The organism is Acidovorax sp. 56, assembly GCF_002749705.1.
GTDB lineage: Bacteria > Pseudomonadota > Gammaproteobacteria > Burkholderiales > Burkholderiaceae_C > Acidovorax.
The window spans coordinates 4107019-4120394 of the sequence record NZ_PEEV01000001.1 but is presented as its reverse complement, the minus strand read 5'-3'; the positions used below and the strand labels follow the sequence as shown (position 1 = coordinate 4120394).

Here is a 13376-nt window from a genome sequence, read left to right as displayed (position 1 = left end):
CCCCATTCCAGGCGACGCCAAGAGCCCGCAGCCACTGCGCCAGCGGGTTGCCCTTTTTGCACAATTAGTTTGCAGTTGCAGGAACAAAAGGCTCCGCAGCTTGAGGCCGGTTTGCCTCTTTGTTGCTGGAAATGTCTTTGAGCCCTCGCAAGCGCTCCCGCAAGTCCTCGCTCACTTCGCGGATGTCTACATCAGAGCGAACAACACGCGGTGTGATGATGACCAACAATTCGGTGCGGGTACCTTTGGTGGTGTTTTGCGCAAAGAGGTTCCCGACCAAGGGCAACTCTTGCAACAAAGGCACACCGTTCTTAATTTTTGTCTCGTTGTTTTTAATCAACCCGCCCAAAACGATGGACTCACCTGACCGTACTGCAACTTTGCTGCCGATTTGGCGCTGCAAAAACGTCGGCTGGGTTGCAGACGACCCCGTAACCACATCGGTCACCGTCTGGTCAATCTGCATCGACACAATGTTGCCCGCATTGACGGAAGGAGTGACGGACAAATTGACACCCGTGTCTTTGTACTGATAAGTGTTGGTATTGGTTGCGACCCCAGTAATCACATTGGTTGTGGCGGTTTGGACTGGTACTTGATCACCCACCGTAATCGTCGCCGTATGGTTATCCAACACCATAAGCGATGGGTTCGATAGCATCTTGAGCAGCGACTTTCCTGCCAAGGCGCTGATGGTGGCCTTCAAGGCCCCAGCGCCATTCCTCAGTGCATATGAAAAGCCGTTTGTCAGGGCAGCAGTCGCCGTCGTATCCAACCCACCCACATTGCCAATACCAGAGTAGCCAGCCCGCGCATCACCACTGAAAGCCCATTTGAGGCCATATTGCAAGTCATCAGTCAAAGTAACCTCAATGATGCTTGCGTCTATGAGAACCTGGGTCAAGGGTAGGTCCAGCCGCTTGAGGGTTGCTTCGATCTTGCTGAACTCCGACTTTGTGGACCAGACCAATACAGAGTTGTTCAGCTCGTCAGCAATGACACGTATGGACCCCAAATTGGCAGCCACGGCGCCCTGCCCGCTCTGTTGCCCGGTAGTGCGTGTCGTTGTACTGCTAGAGCGACTATTTAAGCTGGACCCGCTTCCAAACGGCGACGCGTTGTTATTGGCACTCAAAGCCCCACCAGAAATACCGGACGAAGCTCCCGACTGCCCCAATGAGTTGCCAGTAGAGGTGCCCAGACCTGGAGCCACCCCACTGTTGGCGGTACTCCCAGTCGCTGGGCCAGAGCCAAAGAGCCCTCCTAGTACGCCAGCCAAATGGCGTGCATTCCCATTTTGAACAGGGTAGACAAACAGTTGGGGCTCTGAACCACTATCACTGGGCTTGTCCAAGCGCTCAATCCAACGGCGAGCCTCCTCTAGATAGGAGGCCTTCGGGGTGACCACCAAGATGCTATTGATACGGTCAATAGGCATGATGCGCAATGCGCCAAAAAAGGGATTACCCTCCCCCAAACTAGTCGGCGCCGCCGATTGCGCAGCACCAGGCGCTCTGGCCGCCAAAGTAGAAGATTGCTGAGAAGCGGCATCACCTGCGCCGCCACCGCCGCTGACCAGCCTCAGCGCCGCCTCGACCTCTTTAGTGCTAGCGTATTTAAGAGGGAACACCCCGACCGACATGCCCTTGAGCAAGTCCACATCAAAAGTGTTGACCAACTCCATCCAACCTTCTGCCTGTGTGCGAGTGCCCATCATGACCAGAAGATTGCGAACGGTGTCCACCCGCACCAAGGCTTCAGCAGACACCATGGGCCGAAGAATTGAGGCCATTTCACCGGCACCGATGTACTGCAGCGGAATAATGACAGCGCCATAGCCAGGCGCAATCACAGGGCTGCTGCCCCCCATCTGCCTCACAGAACCCGATATTCCTTTAAGCGCATCGGCTCGGCCCGCATGAAAGGTTCCACGCGCATCACGCACCAGTGCCAAGCCATTGGCCTGGAGCGCACTCTCCAGCAAAAACACTGCTTGGTCTGGGGCGATGGGGTTGCGTGTTGCCAAAGTCACCGTGCCTTGCAGCGGAGGGTGCATCACATAGTCCACCCCCAGAATGTCACCCAACACAGTGCGGATGACCTCAGCGACTGGAGCCTCCTCAAAACGAAAGGAGACTGGTGCGCCACTCACCGCAGAGACAGCCTTGGGAGCGGCAATGACTTGGCCACTCCCTCTGATGATGCGTGGCTCCGCCTCTGGAAGGGACTCAGGAGCAGGCTTTCCATCTACCGCGGCCTTTTCCCCAGCAACGCGCAGCTTTTCGGGCGGCGTTTGCGATGTCGGCTGGGGGGCAGAGGAAGACTGCGGAGCAGGCTGAGCACTGACCGCAGGGGTAGTGGGCACGGGCTGCGCCTGAGCCAATTGACAGGCGGCAAGGACAGAAGCAGCAAGTACGTAGCGTGAAGAGTTCATCGTAAAAAACGGGTTGAATGTGGGCAACGCACTCAGCGTGACCCACCAAAAACGGCACGAGAACGATTCTCGGGAGCGGCATTGGAGCCCGCTGCCGGTGGCGGTGCAGGTGGCTGCTGTGCCGCCGCATCTCGCCCTGCGCCCTCTCTGGGTGGAGTAGCAGCTGGCCGCGCTTGCGGCAAGCCCGAGTAGGTGGCAAGGGCGGCTCTCTGCAACGGAACTACTCGGGTCTGGCCGCTCTTTTCAAAGGAGGCCTGTGCACCACTGACGGACTGCAGCTTCCAGCCATCCAAATAACCATTGAGTGCAACCCTGCGATCTTTGCCTTCGTAGAAGATGATGATGCCGCCTCCCGCCTGCCCCTCATACACACCGGTGAGCTTTGCCTGAGCAAACCAGTTGACGGGTTCGGGGGACTCCACTTTGGGCGGTGGTGGAGGCGGGGGAGGCCGCCGGGTCATAGAAAAAAGCGGTCGCTCAAGCATACGCAAGAACTGGCTGGTGTCACTCTGGCCGGGTCCCGGCAAAGACGGAAGCAGCGCATGCAGGTCTACTTTGACAGACGAAGGGGGTTGCCACTGCATGTTGCGCAGCTCTCCCCCAGGCGTGATCCACATCCAGCAGATAGCGCCCAGCAGCAACAGGTTCAGCACCACAAGCAGTGCAAGTGCGTTACGCCTCATTTTTGCCCCCGCAAAATACTGAAACTGAACTGCACAGCCAAACGCGGCGATACCCCGGCAGGAAGGGTTTGCAGCCCCCCTATCGGCTGAACCTCCATGTCCTGGATCAAGATGAGGGGCAACTGAGTGGAGAGCACAGCCAAGGCGCTTTCAAGGGCCAACAGCTCACCTTCTGCACGAAAAGACAGAGGAATGCGCTCAAAACCTTTCTCAGGCTTGGGTGGCAAGACTTGGCTGCTGCTGATCTGCAGACCTGCGGCCGTAAGGATCTCGCGGATGCGCTGCTGCGCAGCATTTCCAGCCTGTGCCGCATCCTGAGAAGCCGGGTACACGTACTGATCGCCCGCCTTGCGGACATGCTCCAGCAATAGAGCAATATCGGATTCTTGGGCAGCAAGCCCCTTCAGACGCGCGTAACGTGGCTCCAATTGCTCCAAACGGGCACTGGCGCCTTGGTGCTTTTCATAGACATAGAGCCCAAGCGCCACCAGCGGCGCCAAAACGAGCAGCAGACTGACCAATAAGGCGAGCTGGCGGCGGTTTTTCTGCATGTTCATGGCTGCCCCCCTTTGCGTGCGGGGGCCGTCGCAGGAGACGAGGCCGCCGGTGTCGGCGCAGCGACTGTAGCCCGACCGCCAAAAGTAGCACCTCCACCAAAAGTGGCTCCCCCACTGCCCCCCGTTGAGCCACCAGGCACAGGTACAGGCGGCTGTACACCGGCTGCAGCCTGAGGATTGCTGGCAGCAAGCGATGCTGCCGACGCAGGTTGCACGGGTGCAGAGGCGGCTTCCACAGGCGCTGACGCACTGGTATCTGGCGATGGCGCCATTGCGCTATCCAATCCCGCGGGTGCTGCCAAAGGCACCGTCTTGATACCGAACACCTCCGGATCCAGCACCAACTCCACGGAAAACACCTCTTTCCCGGTGATTCCAAAACGGGTTGCCGCCGTGGGCGCGTGCACCTCTTTAAAGCCCGGCACTTCTCCCAGCAGTTGCATCAGTGCAGAAGCATTGCCCGTCTGCCCACCGAAAGAAAGCTTATTTCCTTGGAGCTTGAAACTTTGTAGCGCCACATCGTCGGGCAGCACTTGCGTCAGCTTGTCAAGCACCAACAAAGGCTCGATGCGTCCATTGGTCAACTCTGCCAGCGCACCCAACGAATCGACCGAAGCCATGAGCTGCTCTCGCTGCCGAACGGCCGAGGCCGACTTCGCAGCGATATCTTCATAGGCAGCAGCAGCGTCCATCGCACGAGCGCGCAGCTGAATGGAGGGCGTGACTGCAATCACCGCGGCCCCTAGTGCCAGTCCGGCCAGCAGCATGAAGCCCCAGCGTCGGCGGCGCACGCAAAAGGCTTCGCGGGCGGTCTCGCCGTAACCAGAAAGTATTGCCGGCGCCCCGGCGCCACCCAGCACCCAGACTTCGGGCGCAGCCTTGGCCAACGCGGCCGAAACACCCGCAGGCAGGGCAGCCAGATACTCTGCAACCTGCTTACGCGAGGCGATGACGAGCTCCAACAGCCCCCCGCCGGAAAGACCTCGGCCCTGACTGCTGTATCCCCAAACCAAATCAGCAGGATCAAATGGACTGGCACTGCGCGCCTCAAGGGTCATGGCGGCTATCGCGTCTTCATGCGCCATAGCAGGCAGCCGCAAGGATCTGCGAAGAACATACTCGTCAGGCAACTCCACCGCCGAGAATTGCGGAGCAATTCGGGCGCTGGTTTTTTGCCCCCCCTCCCAGATCGACCGCTGGCCGTCGGCCTGGTGCAAAAGCACTGCAGGTTGAGGGGTGAGCCACGCAAACACTGGCCATTGGTGGACATTGCGCCAAGGCTCGCGCATGTCACGCCACAGCAAGGCAAGATCAACGCCCAAAAACCGGGCATCAGAGGATATGAGAGACATGAATCTTTCTGTCAGGGACTTGAGCGAAGCGGAATGGGCTCAACCTCGCGCTGCATATGAAAGGTGGTCCAGGGAAATCCATCGCGAGAACGAGGGTTGATATCCACGTAGCGCGTGACGAAGTAGGCGCCGCCGTCTGCTGCAGAAACACGGGCCTGCAGCCGATAGCGCCGGACGGTTCCTGAACCAACAAAGGCAGCATCCAGTCCGGTCATGTCAATCCCCGGCTGGCCCGACTGACGACGAGCGTCGATCTGGCTGACCAACTCGGCATTGCCCCCTGCCAGCACCTGCAAGACCGCAGGCGGCGCGGCCAGGGGGTTCACCATGCCACTGCTGCGTATGTCGGCCGTAACGAGGCCAGAAAGTCTAGCATAGAGGTCGTAATTGACCCCAGGCACGCGCATGAGATCTTCCACCGCCTCAAACCGTCGGGGAACGCCTTGCGCCAAACGCTGTTCACGGTAATCCACGATGGCCTGAGCCACCGGTGTCGCAGCGCCCTCGGCCAAACCGCCTGCGACCGTCAGCAAACGCACAAGCAAAGGGATCTGGGCACTGTTGATGTCCACCAACCCGTTAAGGGGCATGACCTGCACGCCAATCTCTTGGCCCATATATTGGACTTGTACCGTGGTCATGCGATCTACCGGCTTCGGCTCCGCGCCCATCTGCTGCAGCACCAGCTGGATCGCGGCATCCCCCAACGCACTGGCCTGTGCACCTTGCCTAGCCAATGACAACATGCGAGCCTCGTCGCGCACGGAACGGCTCAAGCCGGTGACGATGATGGAAAGCGCCATGACGATCCACAGCACTGCAACCAAGACCACACCACGGCGGTGGATCACCCGCCCACCAACCGCACGACGGGTTGAGCGAGAGGCAACAGACGATTGCGACACAGACAACATGCTCAACGCGACCCACCAAATGTGGCCATGCCTGCGGCAAATGGATCGCTCCCAATCAAGGGGCGCATGGCCACCACCAGGGGAGGCCACACTCCACCATTGCGGGTGGCAAGCGACACCAGAACATGGGTGGGCACGCGCTCTTTGGATTCCCATGCAGCTTGCCACTCAGGTTTGTCCAGCCCAGCATCCTGATATTGCAAAGAGAAATCCGTCAGATCACGCACCAGCACCTCGGTGGTTGCACTGTCCCAATTGGCAGGTAGTACAGGCTCATCCATGGGCATGAACTGAAGGAGCAGAGCCCCAGAGTTACCAGAGTTCGCCTGACTCAATCGGAAAAACTGGCGACCCGCAGCACCGTAGCGGGCAGGCATGACACCGACCCAGACCAACTCCTTGGAATCGGCGCGAAAGAGAAAGGGGCTCTCATCCACCGACGTGATGCCCGCGCGCCGCTGACCGGAAACGCGGCCCAGCACAGACTGCAAAAAGCCTGATGTCACCCGAAGTTCGTCGTTGCGGGCGAGGCGTTGGTCCACACGCTCCTCCGTCTGGGCCGTAGCGCGCAGCGCTGAGCCCATGGCAAGCACCAGCAACGACAGCAAGGTCATGGCCACAAGCATTTCCACCAAGGTGAAGCCGCCTGAACTGCGAAGTTGCACCTGAGGCCGCCAGGAGGAAGCACCGCGTCTCATAGCCTTGCACCTCCTTGGGTGGGTTTCTTTTGCGGGCGCAGGGTTGCCAATTCCAGTTGCCGAATGCGCCCCCCCTGCGGCCAAGAAACCACCACGCGGATTTCGTGCAGGGGCGTGGCGGTAGGGCTGTTGACTTCCGTGGGATAGGGCGCACTGGCCACACGCCAGTCAAACCCCGCCACCTGCCCCGCTTCGGCCCAACCCTCTTCAGGGATTGCATCGCGCATGGCCAAGATCGACTCCGCCAGCACGGTAGCACGCTGATAGTGCTCCATGTCTCCGACAGCCCGGACGCTGCCGCCCGATGCGCGATAGAGCATGCCCAAGGAAATGGCCATGATGGCAAATGCCACCAGCAATTCCAAAATGGTGAAGCCGCCTTGACGGCGTGCAGACGATGTCACGGCAGGAGTGCCTCCTGTGTGACACGCCCTGACAGCCAGTCCACGCGCAGCCGAGTGCCTGCACCTGTGGCCCGCAGAATCTCAATGCTCCCGCCGGTAGCCCCACCTTGGGGCAGGAAGCGGATGGCGGCTACGTTCTGGGTGGTTTCGGTGCTCGCCACCGTGGCTTTGACATCCAATGAGGTTGGCAGCACTTTGGGCGCGGCACCATCCACCCGATACAGGCGCTGGCGCATGTCCAGCGAGAAGCGTACTTCACGCCCCTCGGTCAGCGCCTTTTGCCGGGCTGCCCGCATCTGCCCCATCATGGTTCGCACGGTGTCCCTGTATTCGGATGAGGCTTTGAAGCGGTCATATGCCAAGGGCGTCAGCGCGGCCAGCAGCGCCATGATGGCGAACACCACCAGCAGCTCCACCAAGGTGAAGCCGCCCGGGCGTTGCAAGCCCCTGCGCCGGTCAGAAAAAGCTGCGGCTGCGTACACGACGGCTCCTGTTGCACGGCACCCAATGGGCCGCTCCATGCAAATGACTCAGGCCTCAGGGCTTGTTGCGGATGTCTGCAGCTTCACCCTCGCCCCCAGGGGCGCCATCGGAGCCAAGCGAGACGATTTCAAAATTACCGTTACCAGGGTTTGCATAACGGTAGGCATTGCCCCAAGGGTCTTTAGGCAGTTCACCCCTGAGGTAGGGGCCATTCCAGCCATTGACGGAGCCAGGGCGCTTCATCAGAGCCTCCAGCCCCTCTTCCGTCGTGGGATAGCGGCCCACGTCCAGCTTGAACAGCTCCATCGATTTGTCGAGATCGGAAATCTGGACACTGGCCGTTTTGGACTTAGCGCCACCCAACTGGTTCAGCACCTTAGGCCCGACCAAACCTGCCAGCATGGTGAGAATGGCCAACACCACCAGCAATTCGATCAGGGTGAAACCCTTGGAGCGACGCACCGCAGCACGGGGCGTTTTGCCAAGAATGCGTTGAATGAGGGAAATTGCCATGAAGAGGCTCCTTGCACGAAATAGTGAAAACAGATGAAAGACGGACAAGACTGAGATGCAATGGGAAACCTGCGCGGGCTACACAGCCAGATCGTTGACCGAGAGAATCCCCATCAGGATGGACACGATGATGGCGGCAATCAGTACCCCCAGCACCAAAATCAGCACGGGCTCGACCAGGGTCAGCAGGCGTTTGATGCCGGTCTCCACCTCGCGGTTCAAAATAGCCGCCAGCTCCAGCATCATGGGGCCCACGCGGCCCGTTTCTTCGCCCACGCGGACCAGATTGATGGCCAGGGGCTCAAAAATGCCTGTGGACTGAAGGGCCTGCACGACCCGCCCCCCTTCCTTGACGATGGGGGCGACCCGCACCAACGATTGTTGCAACACGACATTGCCCACCGTATCGGTAGCGATGTGCAGAGCCGTGAGCATGGGAACACCATTGCCGAGCAGGGTTCCCAACGAGCGCGAGAAAAGTGTGAGCTGGTATTTCAGCGCGATACCACCCACCAGTGGCAGACGCAACAGGCGCGACTGCCACCAGCTGCGCCCACCAGGGGAGCGCAGCCAGCGACCAACCAGCCCGCCCAGCCCCACCACCGCAATGCCGATGACCAAACCGTACTGTGTGAAGGCCTTACCAAGCCCCATCACGATGCGCGTAGGCATGGGCAAGGCATCGCCCATCTCGGCAAACAGTTTTTCAAACTGGGGCACCACAAAGCCCAGCATGACCACCAACGAAATGATGGCCACCGTGACCAGAATGGCGGGGTAGATGGTGGCGGAGACAACACTCTCGCGCAGCGCGCGCTGGCGCTCCAGATGCTCCACCAACCGGTCCAACACGCCAGACATCTGGCCACTGGCCTCGCCAGAGCGGACCATGTTGATATAGAAGTCACCAAACAGGTCGCGATGGGCTTGCAAGGCGCGGCTGAGTGGGGTACCACCCTTGACGGCCTCCAAAATACCCTGCAGCAAGGCGCCCACTGCGGGCTTGTAGCTCATCTCGATCAGCACGCGCAAAGCGTTGTCCAGCGCTAGCCCGGCGCGCAGCATGATGGCCAGCTCAGAAGTGAAGGCCAACACGTCCTTGGCCTTGACGGGGCTTTTGTCGACTCGCACCTTGGCAGGTCGAAAGCCTCCCTCGCCAGCCACGGGGGCAGCCGACTGTACGGCCTGTGCCATACCCGTGCGCGCAGCCTGCTCAGCATCTTGCACCGCCAGAGGGGTCAGGCCTTGGCTGCGCAACTGGCGGATAGCCGCGACTTCGTTGGCAGCACTCAGCCGCCCAGTGGCTACATTGCCGTCTGCGGCAGCGGCTCGCCAGAAAAAATCAGGCATCGGACTGATCCTGCGTCACTCGGGCCAATTCGTCCAAGGTGGTCACGCCTGCAGCCACCTTGCGCAGGCCATCTTCGTGCAGGCTCAGCATGCCCGACTGCAGGGCAATGCCATGCAGCACGCTGGCATCGCGCCCGTCCAGCACGGCACGGCGCATGGGTTCGTCCAGCACCAGCAGTTCGTGGATACCGGTGCGCCCCTTATAGCCAGAGCCGCGGCACTCTTCACACCCGACAGGGCGGTAGACCTGCGTGCCGGGTTTGCAAAAGCGCTCCAGACCCGAGCCCTGTATCAGAGCAGGCTCCATGGTGTAGGGCTCCTTGCAGTGTTCGCACAGCGTGCGCACCAGGCGCTGGGCCAACACGCCGTTGACTGCTGAGGTGATCAGATAGCGTTCCACACCCATGTCCTGCATGCGGATGATCGCCCCCGCTGCGGTGTTGGTGTGCAGTGTGGAGAGCACCAAGTGGCCGGTGAGCGCGGACTGCACCGCAATTTGAGCGGTCTCGCCGTCGCGCATTTCCCCGATCATGATGATGTCAGGGTCTTGGCGCAAGATAGAGCGCAAGGCATTGGCAAACGTCAGATTGATCTGCGCGTGCACCTGGATCTGGTTGATGCCTTCGAGCTGGTATTCCACCGGGTCTTCGACGGTGATAATTTTCTGCGTGGCCGAATCAAGCTTGGCCAGCGCGGCATAGAGCGTAGTGGTCTTGCCAGAGCCTGTGGGCCCCGTGACGAGCAGGATGCCGTGCGGCTTGGCCAACAGTGCGTTGAAGCGCACCAGCAGATCGGATTCAAACCCCATCTTTTCCAGATCCAAGCGCACGCTGGCACGGTCAAGAACCCGCATCACCACGCTTTCACCGTGCACCGTAGGCACGGTAGAAACACGCAGATCCAACTCGCGGCCCTTCACACGCATCTTGATGCGCCCGTCCTGCGGAAGTCGGCGCTCTGCAATGTCCAGGTGCGCCAGCAGCTTCACCCGCGAGTTGACGGCGGCACTCAGTCGAGGGGGAACCACATCGGCGTTGTGAATGACACCATCCACGCGATACCGCACATGCAAGCCGTCATCGAAGGGTTCCAGATGGATGTCCGAGGCCCGCATATCGATCACACGGCTGACGATGGCGTTCACCAGGCGGATCACCGGCGCTTCGCTGGCCAGATCCTTGAGGTGCTCGACAAAGTCGCCCGCATCATTGCCGGTGTCGAAATCGTCGGACTCTTCCTGCACCTCCTCGCTCACCGGCTCGGACAGGGCTTTTTCAATGTCGGCTTCCAGCGCTAGGTGAGGGCGGATGGCGAGCCCGGTGGACAGGCGCAGCGCCTTGAGCACAAACGCATCTTGCGGACGTGCCATGGCCACGGCCAGCTCACCATCCGTCACCGAGAGCGGATACACCGCATTGGTATGCAGGAACTCCGACAGCAGCCCAGGCACCTCGGGGGGCTCTGCCGGAAACGCATCCACAGCAAGGAACGGGATATTGAGCTGACGGGCCAGCGCATGCGCTACATCCAGCTCAGACACCACCCCCAACTGGACCAGCACCTGCCCCAGCAGATTGCCCAACTCCTGCTGCGCAGAAAGGGCACGCTCCAAGTCGCGGGCCGACAGCTTGCCGGCTTTAACCAGCATTTCGCCCAGTCGCTCACGCTCAGGCGCGGGCTGTGACAAAGGATTTGCAAAGGTGGGTTCTGTGAGGGTCATGCGGATCAAGGATCACGTGCCGTGGTTTTTTAGCACCTGCGCTTCCCGGGAGCGGGAAATTCAGGCAGGCACCAACAGCGTGGAAGGGCCAGAGTGTAGCTGCGCCGCCTCGTCAGGGCTGCATGCGCTGGCTGTGCCAGGTCTTGCAATCTCTACGCGACAAGGCGTACCTAGCGCAAGCACACGCATAAACGCTATTATTTTTATAGCTTCTAACGCTTTTAAATAAAGCGCCAGAAGCCAATTTGGGCATAATTTCAAAACTTTACCTTTGCCCGCACGTGCCCATGAACACCTCTCCCTCTCTTCTGCGCTCTGGCTGGTGGCTCAGTGCGCTGGCAGCCAGCTTGGCGGGAGCACTGGGCGCGGGGGGATGGAGGCTGCACTCCCATCTCACCCAACCTGACGGCCCACTGCCCCGCCAGCAGCCCATGGTGCTGGCGCCCATGATTGGGGTGATCGAACCCTGCATCCTGCCCGCCAGCAGCGCACCGCAACCGGACTCACTGCAAACACAGTGCAGCAACGCACAGGGCTCGGCAGCTGCGCTGGTAGAGGCCACCCTGCGGGAACTCGCATCCACCCGCACAACCGCTGGAGTAAGCCACTCGGCTGTGCGGGAGGGCTGGGAGCTGGGCTACACCTTGCCCGTACCGCTGCTGCAACTCTTCAAAGAACAAGCAGGGGGCTGGCAGATTGACCAACCGCTGGTGGACAAACTGGCGCGCACTGTGCGCGACAGTGAGCGCCCCGTGGTGGTGTACCTGTTTGCAACCCACTTCGCGTCCCACGCCCCGTTGGAACAGGCTCTGGCTGCCGATCCACGCAACCTGGCGCAAACCCCCGACGGCCCCATGCCTGCAGGCAAGTACTACGGCGAGCCGGTGTACTACTGGAACATTGCCGACCCCGAAGCCCCCGTCAATCTGCGGCGCAGAGAGGCTGCTGCCGCCATGGTGGGCGCCTTGTGCGCGCTGGAGCCCCGCCACCGCAGCAAGATCCGCGCGGTCACGCTGCTGGGCGAGGTACACCACTACTTTCCGGACTTCGAGCAGGGCATGGGCTTTGGCGGGCCCTACCGCGTCACCGACTACAGCCCGGCATCGCAAGCAGGCTTTCAGGACTTTCTGCGCACCCAATTCGGCACGATCGAGGCGCTCAACAGAGCCGTGGGTGGCAGCTTTGCCTCATGGGAGGCGATCACCCCCCCGTCCAAGGACATCCGCACAGAGCCCCTTGCCCACTTCAATGAACACATCGACTCCTATGCCCAAGGGGTGCTGCCCGTATCAGGCTGGGCGTTTCGGGCAGGCCGCGCACCAGGCAGCCACGCCCAAGTGCTGGTCTATCGCAATGGCGAATTGGCGGGACGTGCTCCCATCAGCCTGAGCCGCCAGGATGTGCTGCAGGCCAAACCAGAGTTTGGCGAAGCCAACACAGGCTGGCGGGTGGACCTGGACTTTCGCCACTGGCCCGCTGGGCTACACCGGCTGGACTTTTATCTGCAAGAAGATATGCGCCCCCTGGCCCCACTGGGAACCCGCCAAGTGGCGATCATGGACCGACAACAAGCCACCCCGTTGGAGCAGCCCTTGGCAGGCCAGCTGCCGCAAACCGCAACCCAAGCGGCACCAGCCGTTGCGGCCTGGCAGGCGCATATCGACAGCCCTGCCCAACTCAGCTCCTACTACTACAACCCTTTGGTGCCCCTTTGGCACACCTTCAGGGCCAAGCAAGTGGCGCAGTACATCGAAGCATTTGGCAAAGCAGTGGTGCAGCCATCCTGCCTACACAATGTGCCCACCTACACGCACCAGATCGTGCCGTTCTCCAACCCCGGTTGGGATGCACAGAAATTTGCTGTCGAGGAATCACTGGCGGGTCTGCACAACATCCGTCTCGGTGTAAGCCTGTACGGAGAAGCCAGCTACGGGGACTCATTCGGCGCGTGGTACGCCCAGCGCCAACGCTTGCGAGCCCCCCGCTCCGGCCCAGAGGCCTATGGCGTGACAGAGTTCCACCCGCTCAAGGGCATGGATGCCACCGAGTGGAACAAGACACTGCAAGCCCACCAGCGGCGCGGCGCTGCATTCCTGTCATTCTTCATGGAGCCCCGCTGGGAAGGCCAGCGGGTGGAGCGCGGTCACAACATCTTCTCCATTGACCCGGAGAACCAGCAGTTTCGGTCAGACGCCCTGTACCGGGCTGCACAGCAAACGCTGGAGCACTCCGCGCCCGGCAACCCAGGCAGCCGCTAAACCGGCCAAG

At 60.7% G+C, this 13376-nt stretch carries 11 protein-coding genes; 1 reads left to right on the top strand and 10 read right to left on the bottom strand.

The genetic code is table 11. The annotated features are described in order from the left end of the window. Positions 1-64: 64 nt before the first annotated feature. From gspD to gspE, 10 genes are all read right to left on the bottom strand, one after another. Entirely contained in the window at positions 65-2434 is a 2370-nt protein-coding gene (gene gspD, locus CLU88_RS18335) for a type II secretion system secretin GspD (RefSeq protein ID WP_099657825.1), read from the bottom strand. Between the two features lie 679 nt (positions 2435-3113). Further along, entirely contained in the window at positions 3114-3674 is a 561-nt protein-coding gene (gene gspM, locus CLU88_RS18330) for a type II secretion system protein GspM (protein ID WP_099657824.1), read from the bottom strand. Beyond that, positions 3671-5026: a PilN domain-containing protein gene (locus CLU88_RS18325; RefSeq protein WP_099657823.1), complete on the bottom strand. Its 1356-nt coding sequence runs from the start codon at positions 5024-5026 to the stop codon at positions 3671-3673. The genes gspM and CLU88_RS18325 overlap by 4 nt, the downstream gene beginning before the upstream one ends. An 11-nt stretch (positions 5027-5037) precedes the next feature. Beyond that, positions 5038-5877, bottom strand: a complete 840-nt coding sequence (locus CLU88_RS18320) for a general secretion pathway protein GspK (RefSeq protein ID WP_233205524.1) — start codon at positions 5875-5877, stop codon at positions 5038-5040. 65 nt (positions 5878-5942) lie between these two features. Continuing rightward, positions 5943-6638 (bottom strand): prepilin-type N-terminal cleavage/methylation domain-containing protein, encoded by a 696-nt coding sequence (locus tag CLU88_RS18315; RefSeq protein WP_099657822.1) that lies wholly within the window; start codon positions 6636-6638, stop codon positions 5943-5945. Then, positions 6635-7042: a prepilin-type N-terminal cleavage/methylation domain-containing protein gene (locus CLU88_RS18310; protein WP_099657821.1), complete on the bottom strand. Its 408-nt coding sequence runs from the start codon at positions 7040-7042 to the stop codon at positions 6635-6637. The genes CLU88_RS18315 and CLU88_RS18310 overlap by 4 nt, the downstream gene beginning before the upstream one ends. Further along, on the bottom strand, positions 7039-7524 hold the full coding sequence (locus tag CLU88_RS18305; protein ID WP_233195149.1) for a GspH/FimT family pseudopilin: 486 nt from the start codon (positions 7522-7524) through the stop codon (positions 7039-7041). Before CLU88_RS18305 ends, CLU88_RS18310 begins: the two co-directional genes overlap by 4 nt. A 55-nt stretch (positions 7525-7579) precedes the next feature. Beyond that, a complete protein-coding gene (gspG, locus tag CLU88_RS18300) occupies positions 7580-8038 on the bottom strand; it encodes a type II secretion system major pseudopilin GspG (protein WP_099657819.1) in 459 nt (152 codons plus the stop codon). A gap of 78 nt (positions 8039-8116) precedes the next feature. Then, positions 8117-9388 carry a type II secretion system F family protein gene (locus CLU88_RS18295; RefSeq protein ID WP_099657818.1) on the bottom strand — a complete coding sequence of 424 codons (1272 nt, stop codon included), beginning with the start codon at positions 9386-9388 and terminating at the stop codon, positions 8117-8119. After that, entirely contained in the window at positions 9381-11108 is a 1728-nt protein-coding gene (gene gspE / locus CLU88_RS18290; protein ID WP_099657817.1) for a type II secretion system ATPase GspE, read from the bottom strand. The genes CLU88_RS18295 and gspE overlap by 8 nt, the downstream gene beginning before the upstream one ends. A gap of 287 nt (positions 11109-11395) precedes the next feature. Here gspE and CLU88_RS18285 point away from each other — a divergent pair, with 287 nt between their 5' ends. Beyond that, positions 11396-13366 carry a beta-galactosidase gene (locus tag CLU88_RS18285; protein WP_233205523.1) on the top strand — a complete coding sequence of 657 codons (1971 nt, stop codon included), beginning with the start codon at positions 11396-11398 and terminating at the stop codon, positions 13364-13366. The last annotated feature ends 10 nt before the right edge of the window (positions 13367-13376 follow it).